Genomic DNA, 22,526 nt, shown 5'->3' with positions numbered 1-22,526 from the left:
GCGATGCGCGCGCGCCTGTGCCCGGCCGCGATCGGCGCCGTCGCGATCATCGCGGCGGCCGCCCTCGCCGGCTGCACGGTCGGCCCGGATTACCGGCGCCCGGCCGTCGACACGCCGGCCGCGTGGCGACTCGACCCGGCCGACGCGTACTGGCACCCGGCCGCACCGGCCCGCGCGCCGCTCGATCCGGCCTGGTGGACCGCGTTCGGCGACGCGCAGCTCGACGCGCTGGAAACCGATGCGCTGCGCAACAACCAGAACCTGAAGGCGGTGGCCGCGCGCTACGACCAGGCGAAGGCGACGCTCGCATCGGTCGCGTCCGCGCAATATCCGGCCGTCGGCCTGAACGCGAGCGGCCAGCGCTTCAAGATCTCCGCCGACCGGCCGCAGACCAACTACGCGACGAAGAGCATGTCGACCGTGCAGAACGAGATCCAGGTCGGCGCGGCGGTCAGCTACGAACTCGACCTGTTCGGCCGCGTGCGACGCGGCGTCGAAGCCGCGCAGGCCAGCTCCGAGCAGGCGCGCGACGATTTCGCGAACGCGCGTCTCGTGCTGAGTGCCGATCTCGCGTCGAGCTATTTCGCGCTGCGCGAACTCGACACCGAGATCGACGTCGTCAAGCGCTCGATCGAGTTGCAGCAGAAGGCGCTCGACTACGTGAGCGCGCGCCACGACCTCGGCGCGGTGTCGGGCCTCGATCTGTTACAGCAGCGCGCGCAGCTCGACGCGACGCGCACGCAGGCACAGCTGCTGATCCAGCAGCGCGCGCAGGTCGAAACCGCAATCGCGACGCTGGTCGGCACGCCGGCCCCCGCCTTCTCGCTGCCGCCGCGCGTGGTGCCGATCAACGCGCCCGCGCTGCCGACCGGCATGCCGAGCGACCTGCTGCAACGGCGCCCCGATGTCGCGTCGGCCGAGCGCGCGATGGCCGCCGCGAACGCGCAGATCGGCGTCGCGCGCGCCGCGTATTTCCCGCGCATCGCGCTGTCGCCGGACATCGGCTGGGACGCGACGCGCTTCGCGGGCCTGTTCACCGTGCCGGCGCTGCTGTGGTCGGTCGGCGGGTCGCTCAGCCAGCCGCTGTTCGAAGGCGGCAAGCTGAAGGCCGGCGTCGATTTCGCGCAGGCCGGCTACGTGGCCGCGCAGGCCAGCTACCGGCAGACCGTGCTCACCGCGTTCCAGGAGGTGCAAAATGCGGTGACCGGCCTGTCGGTGCTGGCGCAGGCGGCGCAGCAGGCATCCGCGGCCGTCGACGACGCGCGCAAGCTCGTCTCGCTCGCGCAGGACCGTTACGCGGGCGGCCTGACGCCGTTCATCGACGTGCTGACGGCCCAGCAGCAATTGCTGACGAGCGAGCGCCAGGCCGTGCAGATCCAGGGCCAGCGCGCGGCGCTCGTCGTGTTTCTCGCGAAGGCGCTCGGCGGCGGCTGGGACGGCGGTGCGGCGAACGACCCCGCGCCGTCCGACGTCGCGTCGGCGGCCCCGCAGCGCAGCGCGGGCGTCGGCCCTTGACCCGCCCTTAACCCGGTTACGCGGACAACGAACATGAAAGTACTGATCGTCGAAGACGAACCGAAAGTCGTCGAATACCTGAAGAGCGGCCTGACCGAGGAAGGCTGGGTCGTCGACACCGCGCTCGACGGCGAGGACGGCGCGTGGAAGGCCGTCGAATTCGATTACGACGTGGTCGTGCTCGACGTGATGCTGCCGAAGCTCGACGGCTTCGGCGTGCTGCGTGCGTTGCGCGCGCAGAAGCAGACGCCCGTGATCATGCTGACCGCGCGCGATCGCGTCGACGACCGCGTGCGGGGCTTGCGCGGCGGCGCCGACGACTACCTGACCAAGCCCTTCTCGTTTCTCGAACTGATCGAACGGCTGCGTGCGCTGACGCGTCGCGCGCGCGTGCAGGAATCGACGCTGATCTCGATCGGCGACCTGCGCGTCGACCTGATCGGCCGCCGCGCGACCCGCGACGGCGCGCGGCTCGATCTGACCGCTCAGGAATTCCAGTTGCTCGGCGTGCTCGCGCGGCGCAGCGGCGAGGTGCTGTCGAAAACGACCATCGCCGAACTCGTGTGGGACGTGAACTTCGACAGCAACGCGAACGTCGTCGAGACGGCGATCAAGCGCCTGCGCGCGAAACTCGACGGCCCGTTCGCGGACAAGCTGCTGCACACGATCCGCGGCATGGGCTACGTACTCGAGGCGCGCGAGGACGGCGACGCGGAGAAGCACGCATGAAACGCTCGATCGCCCTGCGCCTGTCGGCGATGTTCGGCATCGTGTCGCTACTCGTGTTCACGCTGGTCGGCTGCGGGCTGTTCGTGATGATGGAGCGCCAACTGCTCGCCGAGCTGCGCGCGACGATCGACACGCGCGCGAAGGTCGCGCAGATGATCGTGTCGCACGCGACCACGGCCGCGCGCGGCCGCCTGATGCAGGAAAAGCTCGCCGACCTCGAACCGCCCGACGGATCGACACGCTATCAGGTCGACAGCCCCGATGCCGATTTCCGCTTCGGCCATCCGGTCGACGGCGTGCCCGACGGCAAACCGTTCGGCGCGTTCCAACAGTACGCCCTCAACAACAGCAGCTACAACGTGATGACGAAGACCGTCGCGATCGCGGGCAGCGGCGAGCGTCCGGACGTGAAGCTGATCGTCGCGTCGTCGTGCGAGCGCACCCAGCGGATGCTGCGCCGTTTCGTGTGGACGCTGGCCGCGCTGATCGCGACGGCCACCGTCATCACGCTGATGCTGAGCCGCGCGGTCGCGCGCTTCGGGCTCGCGCCGCTCGACCGGCTGTCGCAGGACGCCGCAAGCGTGAGCGCGACGAACCGCCGCCAGCGGCTGCACACCGACGCGCTGCCGACCGAGTTGCGCGATCTCGCGACGTCGTTCAACGGCGCGCTCGAACGCATCCAGCAAACCTACGCGCGGCTCGAAGCCTTCAACGCGGACGTCGCGCACGAGCTGCGCACGCCGATCAGCATCCTGATCGGCCAGACCCAGGTCGCGCTGACGAGCCGCGACCGCTCGGTCGAGCGGATGCGCCAGACGCTGCAGTCGAACCTCGAGGAATTCGAGCGGCTGCGCGTGATCATCAACGACATGCTGTTCCTGTCGCGCAGCGACCGCGGCGAACGCGCGACCGACCTGAAGGACGTGTCGCTCGCCGACGAGGTGCGGCGCATGCTCGACTTCCTCGAAATCCCGCTCGACGAGGCGCAATTGCGCGCCGAACTGCACGGCGACGCGCGCGCGGCCGTCGATCCGTCGCTGTTCCGCCGCGCGATGACGAACCTGCTGATCAACGCGATCCAGCATTCGGCGCCCGGCGCGACGCTGAACGTGACGATCGCGCGCCGCGACACGCTCGTCGAGATGGCCGTGTCGAACCCCGGCGAGCCGATCGACCCGGTGCGGCGCTCGCACGTGTTCGAGCGCTTCTACCGGCTCGAGGAAGCGCGCGCGAACAGCAAGGAAAACCACGGGCTCGGGCTGTCGATCGTCAAGGCCGTGGCCGAGATGCACGGCGGCAGCGTGTTCGTCTCGTGCTCGGGCGGCGTCAACACGTTCGGCTTCTCGGTGTCGATGCAACCCTGGTCGGGCGGGCCGCTGCGTCCGGCCGACGCCGTCGGCCCGACCGGTTCCACCGGTCCCGCCGATTCGGCCGATTCGGCCGATCCGCACGGCCCGCGGCCGGCGCACGCGCCGCGCGCGTTGCACTGACGGCGGCCGCGCGCCGCCGAGGGCAGTTTTCTTCAATACGGGCGAACGCGGCGCCCGTAGTCTCGATGCGACTTTCGACATTTCGCATGGAGACACCTGATGAGCATCCTGGTTTCGATGGCCGCGTTCGCGCTCGCCTCGTCGATCACCCCCGGTCCCGTCAACATCGTCGCGCTCAGCGCGGGCGCACGCCACGGCCTCGGCGCGAGCCTGCGCTACGCGGCCGGCGCGACGCTCGGCTTCGTCGCGCTGTTCCTGCTGATCGGCCTCGGCCTGCACGCGGCGCTCGCGCGCTGGCCGATGCTCACGACGGCCACGCAGTGGTCGGGGATCGCGTTCCTGCTGTACATGGCGCTGCGGCTCGCGCTCGACGACGGCCGGCTGTCGGCCGATCCGGACGTGGCCGGCCCGTCGGCCGCGGCAGGCGCGGCGATGCAGTGGCTCAATCCGAAGGCATGGCTCGCGTGCGTGGCCGCGATGGGTGCGTATGCGGCCGACGGCGATCGCGCGCAGATCTGGCAATTCGCCGCGCTGTATCTGGTGATCTGCTTCGCATCGATCGCATGCTGGGGCTATGCGGGCGCGTCGCTGCGGCACCGGCTCGCGAACGCGCGACGCATGCGTACGTTCAACCGGCTGATGGCGCTGCTGCTCGCGGGCAGTGCGCTGTTTCTGCTCGACGTGTAGCTGGCCGCGGCGGCATTCAGCGCATGGCGCCGCGGTACTGCCCGGGCGTCGCGGCCGCGATCCGCCGGAATGCGCGCTGGAAATGCGCCTGGTCCGCAAAGCCGGCGTCGAGCGCGACTTCGGCGATCGGCCGGCCGCGGCGCAGTTCGGTGCGGCCGTACTGCACGCGTCGGTCAATCAGGAACGCGTGCGGCGTCATCCCGTAGCGCGCATTGAACGCGCGGATCAGGTACGACGGCGACAGGTCGGCCGCCGCGCAGATCGCATCGAGCGTGACGGCCTCGCGGCAATGGCCGGCGATGTAGTCGGCCGCGCGCGCGAGCTTCGCGTTGTCGTCGCCCGGCCGCGGATCGGGCGGTTCGCGATCGAGCGCGCCGTGCAGCGCCGTGAAGAATTCGACCGCCGCGCTCTCCTTGCCGAGCGCGTCGATGCCGGGCGACACGAGCGTGCGGTAGAAGCCGCCAAATTGCGCGAACAGATCGCCGCGCTCGGTCAACTTCGGCGAAAAACCCTGAAAATCGCGATTCGGATTGCGGCCCAGCGAGTGCTGCAGCCGCGCGAGCCACGGCACGTCGACATAGACCATCCGGTACGCCCACGCGTCGGGGCCGTACGGGTTGCATGCGTGCACCTGCTCGGGATCGATGATCACGAGCACGCCGCGCCCGACGTGTGCGTGCGTCGCGCCGTTCACGTACGTGCTCGTGCCGCCCACGATCGCGCCCACCGAAAACGTGTCGTGCGTGTGCTTCGCGTAGCAGATCGCGCGCCCGTCGTCGACGGTGCGCGCCTCGATGAACGGCAGCGCGGTATCGCGCCAGAACGGCGACGGTACGGTGGATCGGTTGGCAATGCGGCTCACGCGGCGGGTTCCCGGGTCGGACGACGAACGCTCACCGTACAAGACTGCGCAGCGCCGCGCAACCGCCCCGTCGGCTTCGACGTTCGGCGCGATTGCACGCGCGAAAACGATCGTGGGCGCCATCCTGCCCCGCCGAAGCTTCGACACAAGATGCGGAGCATGTCGCGCTTACGCGGTAACGGCCTCCGCCCCCGCTTGCAGGCATGCCGCCTGCTCGGGCGCTCGAGCCGAGAGGATCGGCTTCGCATCGACGCCGCGGACACGCTCGCGAGATGGCCGATCGACCGGAATTTGCCTAAGCTTTGAATTCCGTCCGCCGCGGCACGCGCGGCGGTTCCCGTTCACTCTTCCCCATCACGCTCATGCAGATCGATCTGAAAGGCAAGACCGCGGTCGTCACCGCCTCCACCGCCGGCATCGGATTCGCGATCGCCGAAGGGCTCGCGCGCGCCGGCGCGCACGTCGTCGTCAACGGCCGCAGCGATGCGTCGGTGCAGTCCGCGCTCGAGCAACTGCGCGACGCCGTGCCCGGCGCAAGCTTCGACGGCGTCGCCGCCGACCTGTCCGACGCGGTCGGCGTCGCGCGCGTCACGCAGCACACGCCGGATGCCGACATTCTCGTCAACAATGCGGGCATCTACGGCCTGAAGGCGTTCTTCGACATCGACGACGCCGAATGGGAGCATTATTTCCAGATCAACGTGATGTCCGGCGTGCGGCTCGCGCGGCATTACCTGAAAGGAATGATCGAACGCAATGCCGGGCGCATCGTGTTCATTTCGTCGGAATCGGGCCTGAACATCCCCGTCGACATGATTCATTACGGGTTCACGAAAACCGCGCAGTTGTCGATCGCTCGCGGCCTCGCGAAGCTCGCGGCCGGGACCCGCGTGACCGTCAATTCGGTGCTGCCGGGGCCGACGATGTCGGAAGGCGTGCGCACGATGCTGAAGGCGCAGGCCGACGAAACGGGCCGCAGCATCGACGACGTTGCAGTGGAATTCGTGCGCAGCGAGCGCGCGAGTTCGATCATCCAGCGGCCGGCGACGACGGAGGAAGTCGCGAACCTGGTCGTGTACGTCTGCTCGCCGCAGGCCTCGGCGACGACCGGCGCGGCGTTGCGCGTCGACGGCGGCGTGGTCGACACGATAGCGTGACGGCAGCATCATGCGCTCGCCCTCGCGCGGCGCGCGGCCGCCGCCCTATCGCGACGCGCTCTTGCCCGCCTGCAGCGCGCCCTTGCGATCGGCATCCATGCAGGTATCGAAGCCGTACTGCGTGACGACACCGGCTTTGTCGAACACCACGAAGTACGGCCGGTGATCGTTGCCGTGCTCGATGAAGTAGTTGTAGCAGACGCCGCTGCCGTTACGGACCATCCAGACGCTGCGCGGGTTGCCGGCGGCGCGGACGACGTCGGCGCGCGTCGCGCCGTGCCGCGACGCGGCCCGTGCAAGCGGCGTGCGCGAATACGAGAACGGCAACCACGAGTCGAACCACGCACAGCCATGCAACATCAGGCAGCCGGCGGCCAGGGACAGCGTCGCTGCGGGACGGGACATCGAAATCAATCGCATGCTCGGGAAATCTGCTGCGCCATACCGGCGTGATCGAAAGCCCCATGCTACTCGACCTTTGGGTCCGGATCGAAAAGAAATGTAGAGATCTTTATCCGAATCCCTGCGCTTGCGCGCCTGCGCGACGGCCGGATCGTCATCGATCGTCGCAGACGATGCACGCGTGCGCGCATCCGCCCAGCTGCACCGGCGCAGCGGCGCAGCGGCACAGCGGCGCAGCCGCACAGCGGCCCCGTGCAACGGCATGCGCGCTCAAGCGATCCATTCGGCCCACAGCATCGTCAGCACCGTCATCAGCGCAGGCCCGACGAACAGCCCGATCAGGCCGAACGTCTCGGCGCCGCCGAGGATGCCGAACAGCACGAGCAGGAACGGTAGCCGCGTCGACCCGCCGATCAGCACCGGCCGCACGAAATGCTCGGCGACGAACACGACGACGAACCCGAGCGCCGCCACCACGACGGCCCACATGGTTGCCCCCTGCACGAACAGCCAGAGCGCCGCGCCGCAGAACACGACCGGCGCGCAGAACGGCAGCATCGCGGCGACCGCCGTGACGAGCCCGAGCAGCGCCGCGTGCGGCACGCCGGCGAGCGCATAGGCGACGCCGAGCAACGCGCCCTCGCCGAGCCCGACGACGACGAGCCCGGTCACCGTGCCGTACACGGCCGCAACCATGCGTTCGATCAGTTCCGCGCCGTTGCGCCCGAACGCGCGCCGCGCGCCCTGCAGCAGCGCGCCCGACAGCTTGTGGCCGGCGCGCAGGATCACGAACAGCGTGACGAGCATGAAACCGAATTCGAGCAGCACATGCGCGAGCTTCGTGCCGAATTGCCGGCCGAACGCGATGAATTTCTCGCCGTTGACGCCGTGCATCGCGGTGGCCGCATGCAGCGGATGGCCGAGATTGGCCTGCCACCATTCGGTGATCTGCGCGGCGCCGTACGGCAACCGGCCGACCACGTCAGGCAGCGGAATGCCGTTGTCCTGGATCGTGCGCAGCCACTCGCGCAGGTCGTGCGCCTGCGCGATCGCCTGGGTCGTCGCGACGGCCACCGGCAGCACGACGAGCAGCGAAATCGCCGCCGTGATGACGGTCGCGATCAACGTCGGCCGATCGCGGAACAGCCGATGCGATTCGAAGCGTTTCAGCAGCGGCCACATCGCGATGGCGATCACGCAGGCCCATGCGATGGCGGGAATGAAGTCGCGGATCACCCACAGCGCGAGCACCAGCAGCGCCGCATACAGCGCGACGCGGGCGATCTGCTGGGCGCGCGGCCGCGCGGCGGAATCGTGAGACGACGGGACATGTGCGCCCATGGCACCTTTGTCGAAATGAAAAAATGGCGGCTCGCCCAGGCAACCGGCCTGGACGAACCGCCATTCTATCCATCGGCGCCGGATCGGCGGCCCGCGCGATGCGCGGGCCACCCGGCGCTACGTCGACGCACCCCGCTCAGGCTGCCTTGTCGGCGATCCGGTAGCGCTCGAGCCAGTGCGCGTACGGCGCGGGCAGCGTCCATGACGGACGCTCGACGCCGAGCTGCTTGGCCGCGTAGTACGGCCAATGCGGGTCGGCCAGGTGCGCGCGGCCGACCATCACGAGATCGAGCTGCGCTTGCTCGATCACGCGGTTCGCCAGTTGCGGCGTGTCGATTCCCCACGCGGACGATACCGGCAGCCCGGCCTCGCGGCGCACGCGTTCGGCGATCGGTGCGAGAAACGCCGGGCCCCATGGAATCTGCGCGGCAGGCGTCGAGAAGCCGATTGACACGCTCAGCATGTCGAGCCCTTCCCGCTTCATCCGCTGCGTGAGCGCGATCGACTCGGCGAGCGTTTCTTCGTCGCGGCCGTCGTATTCGATCACGCCCAGGCGTGCGGTCAGCGGCAGATGCTCGGGCCAGACCTTGCGAACCGCCGCAAGCGTGTCGACGAGAAAGCGGCCGCGGTTTTCGGCCGAACCGCCGTATTCGTCGGTGCGCTGGTTCGAATGCACGGAGAAGAAGCTCTGGCCGAGATAGCCGTGCGCGAAGTGCAACTCGAGCCATTCGAACCCGAGGTCGCGCGCACGCTGTGCCGCGGCGACGAAGTCGGCCTGCACGCGGGCGATGTCGTCGTGCGTCATTTCGCGCGGCACCTTCGGCAGGTGCGCACCGAACGGCACCGCCGACGGCGCGATGGTCTGCCAGCCGCGCGGATCGCCGTCGGCGATATGGTCGTCGCCTTCCCACGGGCGGTTCGCGCTCGCCTTGCGTCCCGCATGCGCGATCTGGATGCCGGGCACCGCGCCGGCCGCCTTGATCGCCGCGACCGACGGTGCGAACGCGTCGGCCTGCGCGTCGTTCCACAACCCTGCGCAGCCCGGCGTGATGCGCCCTTCCGGCGACACGGCCGTCGCCTCCGCGATCACGAGGCCCGCGCCGCCGCGCGCGATGCCGGCCAGATGCACGTGATGCCAGTCGTTGACGACGCCGTCCTCGGCGACGTACTGGCACATCGGCGGCACCGCGATGCGGTTGCGCAGCGTGACATCCTTGAGTTTGAACGGTTCGAACAGGGCAGACATCCACGACTCCTTTGCTTGGTTCTACGAAAACGGCTGGGAATGCGCGGTGCGGGGCGCACGGCGCGACGATACGGGCCGTCGGCGGGCCGGCTGCGCCCGACGACGGCAAGGAAGCGGCGCCGGCCCGGCCGGCGCCATGCGGTTAGCGGTGGCCGAGCTTCGCGAGCAGCGCCTCGGCCGCAGGCGCCGACGACGCGGGGTTCTGCCCGGTGATCAGCAACCCGTCGGTGACGACATGCGGCGCCCAGTCGGCGCTGCGCTCGAATTCCGCGCCGTTGGTCTTCAGCATGTCTTCGACGAGGAACGGCACGACTTCGGTCAGCTCGACGGCCGCTTCCTCGCTGTTGGTGAAACCCGTCGCGCGCTTGCCGCGCACGACCGACTCGCCGGTCTGCGGGTTCTTCACGTGGCGCAGGACGCCCGGCGCGTGGCAGACCGCCGCGACCGGCTTGCCGGCCGCGAGCATGCGCTCGATCAGGCCGATCGAATGCAGATCCTCGGCGAGATCCCACAGCGGGCCGTGGCCGCCCGGGTAGAACACGGCGTCGTAGTCGTCCGCCGACACCTCGGCCAGCTTGCGCGTCGACGCGAGTTCGGCCTTGGCCGCCGCATCGGCGTCGAAGCGGCGCGTCGCGTCGGTCTGGGCGGCCGGATCGCTGCTCTTCGGGTCGAGCGGCGGCTGGCCGCCCTTCGGCGACGCGAGCGTCAGCTCGATGCCCGCATCCTTGAACGTGTAGTACGGCGCGGCCAGTTCCTCGAGCCAGAAGCCGGTTTTCTTGCCGGTGTCGCCAAGCGCGTCGTGCGAGGTCAGGACAACCAGAATCTTCATGATCGGACACTCCTTCGAAAATGAACGGGGAACGGGGCCGCACGTCGGCACGGCGCGCCTGTCGGTTAGTCAGCCGGCAAGCGGCAACGTGCGATCCATTCATCCGCATGCGATATACGCCTATTAGACCAGTCGTCTAGAAGCGGCCGAAATAAAACGACGGCGTCCCGCTGCATGAACCTGCCAGGGACGTCGCCGCATTCACGAGGACGGATGATATCCCCGGATTAGACCGGTCGTCTAGAAGAACGCGTATTCGCCCCTGCCATCGTCATGGCTTTTGCAACGGGACGCACCGTTCGGCATCGCCATCGCTGCCCGGCGCCCTGCCGCGGCGCCGGCCACCGCCGGCTATCCGCGCAACGGACCGTCCGTATCGCCCGCTTCGATTGCCGGCGCTTCGAGCCGCTGATCGCACACGCCGTCGTCCAGCAGCCGCAGCATCAGTTCCGCCAGCGTGCGCCCCGATGCATGCCCGGTCGGCTGCACGACCGCCGTGACGCGATACGGATGCGCGATATCCGACGGCACGCCGTCATAGACGATCAGCGACATGTCCGCGCCCAGACGCAACCCGCTGTCGACGAGCGCGCGAAACGCGCCGCCGCCCGCGATGTTGTTGTCGACCAGCAGCGCGGTCGGCGGCTCGGCGTGCGCGAGCAACGCCCGCGCCGCCTGCAGCCCGCCCTCGTGCGTAAACGGGCACTCGACGAGCAGCGCCGGCTGCGTGTCGATGCCGGCTTCGCGCAATGCCGACAGATAACCGGCGCGCCGCTGCGCGGCGAAATTCAGCGTCAGCGGCGCGCTGATCATCGCGATGCGCCGATGCCCGAAGCCGATCAGCCGGCGCACCGCGTCGCGCGCGCCCGCCTCGTTGTCGAAGTCGAACCACGCATACGGACCGGCGGCCTGCGTGCGGCCGTACGCGACATACGGAAACGCGCTCGCCCGCAGGTACGCGATACGCGGATCGTCCACCAGCGTGCGCGCGACAATCAACCCGTCGACGAGCTTGCCGTCGACGATGCGCCGATAGGTGTCCAGTTCCGCGTTCGGTCGCGCGGACGCGATGATGAAATCGAGATTGCGCTCGGCGAGCCGCTCTGTGATGCCCGCGACGACTTCGCCGAACCGCGGATCGCCGAGATCGCCGGCGCCGAACGGATAGACGATCCCGATCATGTCCGCCCGGCCGGTCGCCAGCCGGCGCGCGGTCGGATCGGCCACGTAACCCATTTCACGCGCGGCCTTCGCCACGCGCTCGCGCGTCGCCTCGCTGACGTCGTCGTAGCCGTTCAACGCACGGCTGACCGTCGTCCGCGACAGACCGAGCGCGTCCGACAGCGCCTTCAGATTCACCTTCACCGTCATTCCTCGCAGTCGCCGATCCGCCCGGCCGCCCGAACACCTGGACGCACCGACCGGGTAATTATTTCCATTTGGTAACGATTACCGTCAAATAAATATCTTTTGCGTTCCAAACCGGTTTGAAATAGCATCCAAACCGGTTTGGACATCGATGCCCACTCAGCCGTTCACTTTCACCTACCCAGGAAACAACGACGAGATGACATACTTTCCCCTTTTCCGCCCGACCGCGGCCAAACGTTTGCTGTTCGCTGGCGGCGCACTCGCCGCCTTCGCGTCCGTCGCGCACGCGCAGTCCGGCGGCACGGGCACGCCGATGCCCACGCCCCATACGCAGCAGGCCTACGATCCCGAAGGCAATTTCACGATGCGCTGGACGCGGGCGGACATCCGCCAGATCGTCGCGCAATCGCATACCGCCGGCGCCGACAAGAATTCGCTGCCGCAAGCGCTGACGATGCCGGACATCCCGCAGGATTTCCCGCTGATCAATTCGAACGTGTGGGTGTGGGACACGTGGCCGCTGGCCGACCTGCGCGCGAACCAGCTCAGCTACAAGGGCTGGGAGGTGATCTTCTCGCTCACCGCCGATCCGCACGCCGGCTATACGTTCGACGACCGTCACGTCCACGCCCGCATCGGCTTCTTCTATCGCCGCGCCGGCATCCCCGCGTCGCAACGTCCGGCGAACGGCGGCTGGACCTGGGGCGGCCACCTGTTCCCGGACGGCGCGAGCGCCAAGGTGTTCGGCACCGCGCCGATGACCAACAACGCCGAATGGTCGGGCTCCGCGCGCCTGACGCACGGTGACAACGTCAGCCTCTACTACACCGCGACGTCGTTCAACCGCTCGGCCCCCGGCGGCGCCGACATCACGCCGCCGCAAGCGATCATCACGCGCGCCGACGGCCACATCCACGCCGACGACAAGCACGTGTGGTTCACCGGCTTCGACGATCACAAGGCGCTGCTGGAACCGGACGGCAACTACTACCAGACCGGCCAGCAGAACACCTACTTCTCGTTCCGCGATCCGTTCGTGTTCACCGATCCCGCTCATCCGGGCAAGACCTACATGGTGTTCGAAGGCAACACCGGCGGCCCGCGCGGCGCACGCACCTGTACCGAGGCCGATCTCGGCTACGCGCCGAACGATCCGAACCGCGAAGATCTCAACGCGGTGATGAATTCGGGCGCAGTGTATCAAAAGGCCAACGTCGGCCTTGCGGTCGCAACGAATCCGCAGCTGACCCAATGGAAGTTCCTGCCGCCGATCCTGTCGGCGAACTGCGTCGACGACCAGACCGAGCGCCCGCAGATCTACCTGATAGGACGGCAAGTACTACCTGTTCACGATCAGCCACCGCACGACGATGGCGGCCGGCGTCGACGGCCCGGACGGCGTATACGGCTTCGTCGGCAACGGCATCCGCAGCGACTTCCTGCCGCTGAACGGCGGCAGCGGCCTCGTGCTCGGCAACCCGACCGACTTCTCCGCACCGGCCGGTGCACCGTATTCGCAGGATCCGAACCAGAACCCGCGCGAATTCCAGTCGTATTCGCACTACGTGATGCCGGGCGGGCTCGTCGAGTCGTTCATCGATGCGATCGGCCCGCGCCGCGGCGGCACGCTCGCGCCGACGGTGAAGGTCAACATCAACGGCACGTCGACGGCGGTCGACCGCACGTATGGGCGCGGCGGCCTGGGCGGCTACGGCGACATCCCGGCGAACCTGCCGGCGACGGGGGCCGGCCACGACGACGGCCCGGGCACCCGCCCGTAACGGCGGCAATCAGGATAACCAACGATAACGATCGTCTCTGAAGGCACGAGGTTCGGGAGGCGCGTATCGCGCGTGTCGCGTGTGCGCCTCCTCTTTTTATTTCGACTTTTCTTTCGACCATCGCGCATGCCGCCGTTGCAGCCGGCCTGCGCCCTCCTTTCCCGCTTCGCCCGACGAAGCGCCCGGCCCCGCATGAAATCGACGTCTTTCCGCTGTTCCGTCCGCCTCCTCCGGCTGCTGCTCGTCTGCATGGCCTGCACGCAGGCCGCCGCCGCGCCATGCCACACGCCGGCCGAAAACGGCACGCCGCAATGGCGGCCTGCCCTCCACTACACGCCGCAGCGCAACTGGATGAACGACCCGAACGGGCTCGTCTACGAGAACGGCCGCTATCACCTGTTCTATCAGTACGACCCGCTCGGCAACGACTGGGGCAACATGTCGTGGGGCCACGCGATCAGCACCGATCTCGTCCACTGGCGCGAGCAGCCGGTCGCGATGCGCGCGAACGCCACCGAGGAAATCTTCTCCGGCTCGATCGTCGCCGATACCCTGAACACGTCCGGCCTCGGCAAACCGGGCCACACGCCGCTCGTCGCGCTCTATACGAGCGTCTACAAGCCCGGCTCGGGCCACGCACCCGGCATACAGGCCCAGTCGCTCGCGTACAGCCTCGATCGGGGCACGACCTGGCAACCGTATACGCACAACCCGGTGCTAACGCTCGACCCGGAATCGAAGCAATTTCGCGACCCGAAAGTGTCGTGGTATGCGCCTGGCGGCTACTGGTTGATGACGACGGTCGTCGCCGACGCGCAGGTCGTGAAGCTCTATCGTTCCGACGACCTGATCCACTGGTCGTTCCTGAGCGATTTCACGCTGCCGGACGTGCCGCACGCGGGCGCGCTGTGGGAAATGCCCGATCTCGTCCCGCTGCCGCTCGACGGCGATCCCCGCCGCATCAAGTGGGTGATGATCGTCAACGTGAATCCGTGGTCGATCGCCGGCGGTTCCGGCGCGATGTATTTCGTCGGCGACTTCGACGGCCGCACGTTCGTGCCCGACCGCGTCGCGCCGGGCGGCTCGGATCCCGCGCAATTCCGCTGGGTCGATCACGGCGCCGATTTTTATGCGGCCGGCACGTTCTCCGGCGCGCCCGGCGCCCGACCGGTCGCGATCGCATGGATGAGCAACTGGGATTACGCGGCAAAGGCGCCGACCGCCCCATGGCGCGGCGCGACCACGCTGCCGCGCGAACTGTCGCTGAAGACGATCGACGGCGAGCCGAGACTCGTCGTCGCGCCCGCCGCCGCCTTCGACGCATGGGCCGACGGCCGGCCCGCCGTGCATGAAGGCGACGTCACGGTCGACTCCGCTACCCGGGTGCTGTCGGCCGCCACGCGCGGCGTCGTCCAGCGCATCACGGTGACGATCTCGCCGCAGCGTGCCGCCCGCGCGGGGCTGATCGTCCGGCGCTCGGGCGACGGCTCGATCGGCACCCGGATCGTGTACGACACCGCGAAACGCACGCTGACGCTCGACCGCTCGCAATCCGGCGAAGCGAATTTCGCCGGCACGTTCAGCCGCGAGCACATCGTCGATCTGCCGCTCGAACACGGGCAGTTGCGGCTCGAAATCGTCGTCGATCGCGGGTCGGTCGAGGTTTTCGCGAACGGCGGCCGCGTGGCGCTGACGGACCTGATCTTTCCGCCGCTCGATGCGGATCGCGTGGCCGTGTTTGCCGAGCAAGGCCGCGCGACGTTCGCGGGGTTGACGGTGACGCAACTGGAAACCGGTGACGCCGCGCGCGGCGCGTGTGCATCCCGCTAGCGCATGTGACGGAGGCTGCTCGCCCGGCACCGTATCGGCCGGTTGCGGTCCCCGCCCGCGTCGCCCCTCAGAGCAAGCCCATCCCGCCCGACGCGATGATTTCCGCGCCGACGATGAACGCGGATTCCGGCGCGCTCAGGTGCAGCACCGTCGACGCGATTTCGTCCAGCGTGCCGAAGCGGCCGATCGGCACGAGGCCCTTGATCTTGTCGGCCGTCTCGTCGAGCGTCGCCACATCGAGCCCGAGCTTGCCGTACAGCGGCGTCTGCACCGGCCCCGGGCTGACCACGTTCACGCGCACGCCATGCGGCAGCAGTTTCCCGTCGCGGGAATGCGCGGCCCGGCCGTCGTCGCGCGAAGCCGCTCGCCCCCTTTAACCGCCGCTGACGCAGGCGACTTCCGGTATGCTGATTCACGCGAAACGACACGAATCGAGGTAACCACTGCGATGGACATCGCGATCCGCATCGAAGGCCGTCATGACCTGACGGGGCAAATCTTCCGGCAACTGCGCACCGCGATCGTCGACGGGCGTCTCGAAGGCGGCGCGCGGCTGCCGTCGACGCGCGACCTCGCGAAACAGCTCGGCGTGTCGCGCAAGACGACGCTCGACGCATTCGAGCGCCTCGTCGCCGAGGGCTATCTGACCACCCGCGCCGGCGACGGCACGTTCGTCGCCGACGGCCTGGCGCGCGTGCCGCACGCCGCGGCGACGTCGGCGCCGTCGATCGTCGACGAGACGCCGCGCATCGACGCGGTCGATGCGCGTGCGCTGTGGAACGACCTGCCCGATGCGCTCGCGATGCCCGCGCCGCAGGATTCGCCCGGCTTCGACTTTCGCGGCGGCGTGACCGACAAGACGCTGTTCCCGTTCGACGCATGGCGGCGCTGCCTGCATCACGCGCTGCGCCAGCAGGCGCGCGGCCCCGGCCAGTATCATGACCCGGCCGGCGACCCGCAGTTGCGCGGCGCGATCGCGCGCTACGTCGCATTCAGCCGCGCGGTCGCCTGCAGTTGGGATGACGTGCTCGTCACGCAGGGCGCGCAACAGGCGCTCGACCTGCTCGCGCGCGTCGTCGTGCGGCCGGGCGACGTCGTCGCGGTCGAGGATCCCGGCTATCCGCCGGCGCGCGCCGCGTTCGCGTCGCTCGGCGCGACGGTGATCGGCGTGCCGGTCGATGCGCAGGGCCTCGTCACGGAGCGGCTGCCGGACGACGCGCGGCTCGTTTACGTGACGCCGTCGCACCAGTTCCCGCTCGGCATGCCGATGACGCTCGATCGCCGCGTCGCGCTGCTCGAATGGGCGCAGCGCCGCCGCGCGGTGATCATCGAGGACGACTACGACGGCGAATTCCGCTTCGAAGGGCGGCCGGTCGAATCGCTGAAGAGCCTCGACCGCACGGGCCTTGTCGCGTACGTCGGCACGTTCTCGAAGACGATCTTTCCGGAGTTGCGGATCGGCTACGCGATTCCGCCGCGCGCGCTGCGCGGCGCGCTCGCCAAGGCCAAGCAGATCGTCGACTGGCACACGTGCACGCTGACGCAAGCGGCGCTCGCGCGCTTCATGCACGAGGGCGATTTCGCACGGCACCTGAAACGCGTGCAGAAGCACTACGACGCGCGTCGCAAGATGCTGATCGCACACCTGCGCGGCGGACTCGCGCCGTGGTTCGACGCGATCGTGCCGACCGCCGGCATCCACCTCGCCGCGCACCTGAAGCCGGGGCTCGACGAAGCGGCGCTGGTCCGCGCGGCGCGGGCGCAGGACCTCGGGCTGTACGGGATCTCGGCGTTCCACGTGGGCGTGCCGGTGCGCCCGGGGCTGCTGTTCGGCTACGGCGGAATCGACACGCCGCGCATCGACACGGCGCTCGCGAAGCTGGCCGGTTTGCTGGACGCCGGCCTCGCGGGCGGGCCGCTACTGGTTACCTGAATTTTCAAGAAATTGGCTATTCAGGCAGGCCAGTACGCGTCTTAAAGTAGGTCCTGTCGCGCCACCCCGGCGCTACCCAACCGGAAAGGACCTGCCATGCAACCGCGCCTGAACTTCTATGCCGCCAGCCCGAATGCCATCAAGGTGATGCGCAACGCCGAGGAATTCCTTGCGAAAAGCTCGATCGAGAAACCGCTCGCCGAGCTCGTCCGCCTGCGCGCGTCGCAGATCAACGGCTGCGCGTTCTGCGTCGACATGCATACGACCGACGCGCGCAAGGGCGGCGAAACCGATCGCCGTCTCGCGACCGTCGTCACGTGGCGCGAGACGCCGTTCTTCACCGAGCGCGAACGCGCGGCGCTGGAATGGACCGAGGCGCTGACGCTCGTGGCCAGCAACCATGTGCCCGACGCCGTCTGGGAAGCCGTGAAGCCGCACTTCACCGACGAGGAGCTGTTCGACCTGTCGATGCTGATCGCGACGATCAACTCGTGGAACCGCTTCGCGATCGCGTTCCGCAAGATGCCCGAGTAAGGAGGCGACGATGATCCGTTCCCCGCTCCATTGCGTCGCGCTGTGCGCCGGGCTCGTGCTCGCCGCGGCACTGCCAGCCGCCGCCCGCGCGCACGACGCCGACGACGGCGTGCACGCGGTCATGCAGCAGGCCGTGCCCGAAGCGCCCGGCAAGCGCGTCGTCGTCGCGACGGTCGACTATGCGCCCGGTCAGGCCTCCGAAGCGCATCGGCATCTCGGCTCGGTGTTCGCCGTCGTGTCGAAGGGCGAAGTGCTGTCGCAGGTGAACGGCGGCCCGCTGCAACGCTATCGCGCCGGCGAAGGCTGGTACGAGCCGCCCGGCTCGCGACATCAGGTGTCGCGCAATGCGAGCGCGACCGAGCCCGCCCAACTCGTCGTGTTCGGGCTGACGGGCGAGCATCAGCCGCTGAAGTCGCCGATCGATCAGTGATCCTGCGGATCGCCGAACGCTCGCGACGTAAACGAAAAAACCGGCTCGAAAGCCGGTTTTTTCATCCCGCATGCCGTGAGCGGCGCTCGCGCGCCGCGCGGCATCAGAAGCGGTGGATCAGGCCGACACCGACGCCGATCTGGTTCTGCTTCGAACCTGCGCCCACGCCGTCACCGATCGACGTGGTCGCCGAGATGATTGCGTTGCCCTTGGTGTTCAGCGTGTTGCCGCTCGCGTGCTGGTAAGCCTCAACCGCGTACAGGCCCGTGCGCTTCGACAGGCTGTAGTACTGCGACAGCGTGACCTGGTGGTACTTGGCCGCGCTGGTGATGCCGTTCGACTGCGTGGCGGCCGTGTACGAGTAGCCTGCCGCGAAGTCCCACTGAGCTGCTGCCTTCCAGTGCAGCACGGCGCCAGCCGTGTTGAAGATGGCCTTGTTCCGGAAGAACGAACCCGTGCCCGGCGTGTACTGGACGTTCGAGTACGACGCCGAAATGTCCCATGCCGGCGTGAACTGATAGCCCGCCGTCACGGCGATCCGCTGCTGCGACTGCGCGGTCGCATAGCCGTTGTTGATCGACGAAACTGCCGGCTGGTTGCCGTCGCCCGTTGCCGTCAGGCCGTTCTGGACCGTCGAATTCGCGCCCCACACGCCGCCGCCGAGCGTCGAGTTGTTGACCTTCTGGTAGCCGACCGCAATGCCTGCCGGGCCGTTCAGGTACTGGATCGCCGCGCTCCACGTCGAGCCGCGGTTCGTCGCGCCTGCAACGCCGCCGAACGAGTACGAACCGCCGACCGTGAAGCCGTAGAACTTCGGCGACATGTAGACGAGCGAGTTGTTCGCGCGGTAGCTGGTATCCAGCGAGTCGATATCGCCCGGGTGCGCGCCGTAGTAACCGGTCAGCCAGGTCGTCGGGCTGTACGGCGACAGCAGCGTGTAGTACGCGGTGTACTGGCGGCCGGCCGTCAGCGTACCGTACGTGGTGTTGGTCAGACCAACCCATGCCTGACGCGTGAAGATGCCGTTGGTCCACTGCGACGAGCCGTTAGCCGTGTTGACGCCGGCTTCCAACTGGAAAATCGCCTTCGTGCCGCCGCCGAGATCTTCGCTGCCCTTCAGGCCGAAGCGGCTGCCTGCCCACACGCCGGTGGACATCTGCACCTTCGAGTGACCACCCGAGGTTGCACCGACTGCCGACGAGTTGTTCTGCCAAGCCAGACCGTTGTCGACGATACCGTACAGGGTCACGCTGCTCTGGGCGTGGGCGGCGGTAGCGGCTGCGAGACCGACTGCCGTCATGGCGAAAGCGACGCGCTTTTTCATTGATTCTCCGTCCTCAAAGAATGATTTCTTTTCTGGTGTGGTTTTATGACTGACACATGTGCGAGTACATGCCGACGCGATTCTGACGGATTACCAATTGTTTCCCAACATGTGCAGTCGGTCATCGTATGATCGACGCAACGCGCGGGTTCACCAAACGGTTACATGACAGCCCGAAACACTTGTGCGGCGGGCGTTTCCGGCATTTGCCGGTGAAAACCCTAGCTTTACATTTTTACGGGTGCAACGCGACCGTCCGATGTCGTCAGACACCTTCGGCAATGAAACGTCTTACAAATGCGCGACCGAAGCTGACGCCGCGATTCACGCCGCCGCGCAGGATCGCCGACGTTCATGACACCCACGTTTCGAAACACGAAATCATGAAAACGTTTTTGTCGGCGTGCCGGTGACGGGACGAGAACGGCCCGCCGAATGCGGGCCGGGAGGGGATGCCGGCGCCTGCCGCGCCGGCGATCTTCAGTGCTGCGTCGCGGGGTGCGCGAGCCGCGCGCTCACGGCATCGACGAGCGCGTTCAGGCGCGCGCGGATCGCCGAGTTCGAACCGACCAACGCAAGCGACGCCGCCATGATCCGGTAGATGCGCTTTCTCGGCACCTTGGCCGGCTTCGCCGGGTCGAGCCACGCAGCGTGGCCGGCCAGCAGTTCGAGCGTTTCGAGGCCGATCATGATCGGCCACAGGCAGGCGAGCCGCAGCCGCACGAAACGGCGCGGGATCGCGAGCGTATACAGGCATGCGTCGCGATACTGGTCGAGCGCGACGCGCAGCAGGTCGACCAGCACGCCGCGCGCGCGCGCCGAAGCCTCCGGCTGCATCAGGTCGGCCACGACGAGCCCGTGCGTGCGCAGCACGTCGTCGGGCAGGTAGCAGCGGCCGATGCGCAGATCCTTCGCGCAGTCGCGCAGGATGTTGGTCATCTGCAGCGCCTTGCCGAAACGGATGCCCTTCTCGCGCATGTCCGGCAGATCCCAGCCGCGCGCGGCGCGCGTGTGCGCGTCCGTCATGTCGGTCCAGAACTCGCCGACGCAGCCCGCGACGAGGTACGTGTAGCGATCGAGCGCATCGCGCGTCGGCAGCGATGCGACCTGCCCCGACTGCTCGTCCGGAAACGTGCGCAGGTCGAATTCCATCCCCGCGGTGAGCGTCGCGACGACCTTGCGGATCGACGCGCGATCGGCCTCCGGCTGCGCGCGCAGCAGCGCGAGCATCGGCTCCATCGAGCCGAGCAGCAGGTGTTCGTGCGAATCGGCCTGCATCCGCGTCACGTCCTCGAGCGAACGCGACAGCGCCGCGCCGTCGCCGAGCCGCTCGACGTCGTCGCGCAGGTCGGTCAGCAGCGCCGCACGGCGGTCGGGCGCGACGAGCGCCGTGTCGGCGATCGTGTCGGCCGCGCGCGCAAGCAAATACGCGAGGCCGACCGGGTCTCGCATGCCGTCGGGCAGCACGCGCAGCGTCAGGTAGAAGGAGCGGGAAACGTTCTTCAGCAGCTCGCCGAGGAGATAGGCGGGATCGGTATGGGTCGTCATGGGTCGGGAAAAATCGGCCGGCGCGGGCCCCGGACGCACACGGGCGCCGGGCGCCCGCGCCGGCCCGCGAGTCGCCGCATCGCCGCGCCCGGCGGCGGCGGCCCCGGTGCGGCGATGCAAAATTCCCGCAAGTTTAGTGCATCCGGCGCGCGGGCAGCCTGCGGCGGGCGGATGCCGCGCGGGCAAGCCCGCGCTCGACCGCGCCGACACGCTCGCCGCCCTCAAAAACAAACGGAAAGGCACAAGTAATACATATGTAATTATTCGATGCGACGATCGCGCTCCGTTCGATCCAGTTCAGCCCGGCGCGCCGCCAGGCCACCGGCGCGAGCGCCCTTTTCCGACTCCGTTTCGAAGGTTCATCGACATGCTCCTCAAGCGCCCGACCTCCCTGCGCTACGTCCCGTTCGCCTGTGCCGCCGCGTTCCTGCTCACCGCGTGCGGCGGCGACGACGATCTGACGCGCGATCCCACGCAGCCGATTTCCGCGAAGGTCCAGGTGGTCGGCCATCGCGGCGCGAGCGCGCTGCGCCCCGAACACACGCTCGCGTCGTACCGCAAGGCGATCGAGGACGGCGCGGACATCATCGAGCCCGACCTCGTGGCGACGCGCGACGGCGTGCTGGTCGCGCGCCACGAGAACGAGATCTCGGGCACGACGAACGTGTCGACGCTGCCGCAGTTCGCGAGCCGCAAGGCGACCAAGACGATCGACGGCGTGCAGTTGACCGGCTGGTTCACCGAGGATTTCACGCTCGCCGAGCTAAAGACGCTGCGGGCGCGCGAGCGCATTCCGCAGGTGCGCCCCGCCAACACCGCGTACAACGACCAGTTCGAGATTCCGACCTTCGACGAGATCGTCGCGCTCGCGAAACAGATGTCCGCACAGACCGGCCGCACGATCCACCTGTATCCGGAAACCAAGCATCCGACCTACTTCCAGTCGATCGACCTGCCGCTCGAGGACCGCCTCGTCGACGCACTGCTGAAGGATCCGTACACGTCGCGCACGGCGACCGTCTATATCCAGTCGTTCGAAGTCGCGAACCTGAAGACGATCCGCAACCGGATCAAGTCGAGCCAGCCGAACTGGAAGCTCGTGCAGTTGATGGACGAAGCCGGTCAGCGCCCGTACGACTTCGTGAAGGCGAACGACAAGCGCACCTACGGCGACCTGTCGACGCGCGACGGCATGCGCGAAATCGCGACCTATGCGAACGGCGTCGGGCCGTACAAGACGTCGATCATCGCGGTCGCCGCGGACGGCACGCTGCAGCAGCCGACGCCGTACGTGCGCTACGCGCACGAAGCCGGCCTCGTCGTGCATCCGTACACGTTCCGCCCCGAGAACAACTTCCTGCCCGCGTCGCTGAAGGACGGCGGCACGCCGGCCACGCGCAACACGGCCGGCTCGGTGCGCGAGATCCAGGCGTACCTGCGCGCGGGCATCGACGGCTTCTTCACCGACGATCCGGCCGTCGGCCGCACGGCCGTCGATACGTTCACGCGCTGATACG

18 protein-coding genes and 2 pseudogenes are annotated in these 22,526 nt (G+C 68.3%); 11 read left to right on the top strand and 9 right to left on the bottom strand.

Going from position 1 to position 22,526, the window contains the following annotated elements; genetic code table 11:
- The first annotated feature begins 3 nt into the window (after positions 1-3).
- The 4 genes from WS61_RS27285 (at position 4) to WS61_RS27270 (ending at position 4,421) form a co-directional block, all read left to right on the top strand.
- Positions 4-1,515 carry an efflux transporter outer membrane subunit gene (locus WS61_RS27285; RefSeq protein WP_059505485.1) on the top strand — a complete coding sequence of 504 codons (1,512 nt, stop codon included), beginning with the start codon at positions 4-6 and terminating at the stop codon, positions 1,513-1,515.
- Between the two features lie 33 nt (positions 1,516-1,548).
- Complete coding sequence (locus WS61_RS27280) at positions 1,549-2,244, top strand: heavy metal response regulator transcription factor (protein WP_059505120.1); 696 nt, start codon at positions 1,549-1,551, stop codon at positions 2,242-2,244.
- Entirely contained in the window at positions 2,241-3,734 is a 1,494-nt protein-coding gene (locus WS61_RS27275) for a heavy metal sensor histidine kinase (RefSeq protein ID WP_059505118.1), read from the top strand. The genes WS61_RS27280 and WS61_RS27275 overlap by 4 nt, the downstream gene beginning before the upstream one ends.
- A gap of 99 nt (positions 3,735-3,833) precedes the next feature.
- Positions 3,834-4,421, top strand: coding sequence for a LysE family translocator (locus WS61_RS27270; RefSeq protein ID WP_059505116.1), 588 nt, complete (start codon positions 3,834-3,836; stop codon positions 4,419-4,421).
- Positions 4,422-4,437: 16 nt separating this feature from the next.
- On the opposite strand, the gene WS61_RS27265 is transcribed toward WS61_RS27270, so the two are convergent.
- Positions 4,438-5,283 (bottom strand): AraC family transcriptional regulator, encoded by an 846-nt coding sequence (locus WS61_RS27265; RefSeq protein WP_059505483.1) that lies wholly within the window; start codon positions 5,281-5,283, stop codon positions 4,438-4,440.
- A gap of 362 nt (positions 5,284-5,645) precedes the next feature.
- On the opposite strand from WS61_RS27265, the gene WS61_RS27260 reads away from it, so the two are divergent.
- Positions 5,646-6,440 (top strand): SDR family NAD(P)-dependent oxidoreductase, encoded by a 795-nt coding sequence (locus WS61_RS27260; RefSeq protein ID WP_059505114.1) that lies wholly within the window; start codon positions 5,646-5,648, stop codon positions 6,438-6,440.
- A 45-nt stretch (positions 6,441-6,485) separates the two neighbouring features.
- Here WS61_RS27260 and WS61_RS27255 read toward each other — a convergent pair whose 3' ends face one another.
- The 5 genes from WS61_RS27255 to WS61_RS27235 all read right to left on the bottom strand — a co-directional run bounded on the left by WS61_RS27255 (position 6,486) and on the right by WS61_RS27235 (position 11,629).
- Positions 6,486-6,860 (bottom strand): hypothetical protein, encoded by a 375-nt coding sequence (locus WS61_RS27255; protein ID WP_059505112.1) that lies wholly within the window; start codon positions 6,858-6,860, stop codon positions 6,486-6,488.
- Positions 6,861-7,112: 252 nt separating this feature from the next.
- Positions 7,113-8,183: an AI-2E family transporter gene (locus WS61_RS27250; RefSeq protein WP_059505111.1), complete on the bottom strand. Its 1,071-nt coding sequence runs from the start codon at positions 8,181-8,183 to the stop codon at positions 7,113-7,115.
- Between the two features lie 136 nt (positions 8,184-8,319).
- The gene (locus WS61_RS27245) at positions 8,320-9,429 is read right to left on the bottom strand and encodes an NADH:flavin oxidoreductase/NADH oxidase (RefSeq protein ID WP_059505109.1); all 1,110 of its coding nucleotides are present in this window, start codon (positions 9,427-9,429) and stop codon (positions 8,320-8,322) included.
- 142 nt (positions 9,430-9,571) lie between these two features.
- Positions 9,572-10,258, bottom strand: a complete 687-nt coding sequence (locus tag WS61_RS27240) for a type 1 glutamine amidotransferase domain-containing protein (RefSeq protein ID WP_059505107.1) — start codon at positions 10,256-10,258, stop codon at positions 9,572-9,574.
- A 351-nt stretch (positions 10,259-10,609) separates the two neighbouring features.
- The gene (locus tag WS61_RS27235; RefSeq protein WP_059505105.1) at positions 10,610-11,629 is read right to left on the bottom strand and encodes a substrate-binding domain-containing protein; all 1,020 of its coding nucleotides are present in this window, start codon (positions 11,627-11,629) and stop codon (positions 10,610-10,612) included.
- A gap of 196 nt (positions 11,630-11,825) precedes the next feature.
- Between WS61_RS27235 and WS61_RS27230 the strand changes: the two are divergent.
- Both WS61_RS27230 and WS61_RS27225 read left to right on the top strand, forming a co-directional pair.
- Positions 11,826-13,410: pseudogene (locus WS61_RS27230) on the top strand (glycoside hydrolase family 68 protein).
- A 192-nt stretch (positions 13,411-13,602) separates the two neighbouring features.
- Entirely contained in the window at positions 13,603-15,240 is a 1,638-nt protein-coding gene (locus WS61_RS27225; protein ID WP_059505103.1) for a glycoside hydrolase family 32 protein, read from the top strand.
- A 67-nt stretch (positions 15,241-15,307) separates the two neighbouring features.
- Here WS61_RS27225 and WS61_RS27220 read toward each other — a convergent pair.
- Positions 15,308-15,559, bottom strand: a pseudogene (locus WS61_RS27220) (SDR family oxidoreductase); the annotation flags it as partial.
- 129 nt (positions 15,560-15,688) lie between these two features.
- Here WS61_RS27220 and WS61_RS27215 point away from each other — a divergent pair.
- The 3 genes from WS61_RS27215 (at position 15,689) to WS61_RS27205 (ending at position 18,137) form a co-directional block, all read left to right on the top strand.
- On the top strand, positions 15,689-17,173 hold the full coding sequence (locus WS61_RS27215) for a PLP-dependent aminotransferase family protein (protein ID WP_059505100.1): 1,485 nt from the start codon (positions 15,689-15,691) through the stop codon (positions 17,171-17,173).
- Positions 17,174-17,269: 96 nt separating this feature from the next.
- Positions 17,270-17,707, top strand: coding sequence for a carboxymuconolactone decarboxylase family protein (locus WS61_RS27210; protein WP_006479143.1), 438 nt, complete (start codon positions 17,270-17,272; stop codon positions 17,705-17,707).
- 10 nt (positions 17,708-17,717) lie between these two features.
- The gene (locus WS61_RS27205) at positions 17,718-18,137 is read left to right on the top strand and encodes a cupin domain-containing protein (protein ID WP_059505098.1); all 420 of its coding nucleotides are present in this window, start codon (positions 17,718-17,720) and stop codon (positions 18,135-18,137) included.
- A gap of 103 nt (positions 18,138-18,240) precedes the next feature.
- Here WS61_RS27205 and WS61_RS27200 read toward each other — a convergent pair whose 3' ends face one another.
- Positions 18,241-19,461: a porin gene (locus WS61_RS27200; RefSeq protein WP_059505096.1), complete on the bottom strand. Its 1,221-nt coding sequence runs from the start codon at positions 19,459-19,461 to the stop codon at positions 18,241-18,243.
- A gap of 480 nt (positions 19,462-19,941) precedes the next feature.
- A complete protein-coding gene (locus WS61_RS27195) occupies positions 19,942-21,009 on the bottom strand; it encodes a squalene/phytoene synthase family protein (RefSeq protein ID WP_059505094.1) in 1,068 nt (355 codons plus the stop codon).
- A gap of 367 nt (positions 21,010-21,376) precedes the next feature.
- On the opposite strand from WS61_RS27195, the gene WS61_RS27190 reads away from it, so the two are divergent.
- The gene (locus tag WS61_RS27190; RefSeq protein WP_059505088.1) at positions 21,377-22,522 is read left to right on the top strand and encodes a glycerophosphodiester phosphodiesterase; all 1,146 of its coding nucleotides are present in this window, start codon (positions 21,377-21,379) and stop codon (positions 22,520-22,522) included.
- Positions 22,523-22,526 lie beyond the last annotated feature (4 nt).

The organism is Burkholderia sp. ABCPW 11 (assembly GCF_001523445.1).
Taxonomy (GTDB): Bacteria; Pseudomonadota; Gammaproteobacteria; order Burkholderiales; family Burkholderiaceae; genus Burkholderia.
The sequence above is the reverse complement of the archived record's forward strand: the minus strand, read 5'-3'. Positions and strand labels throughout refer to the sequence as shown.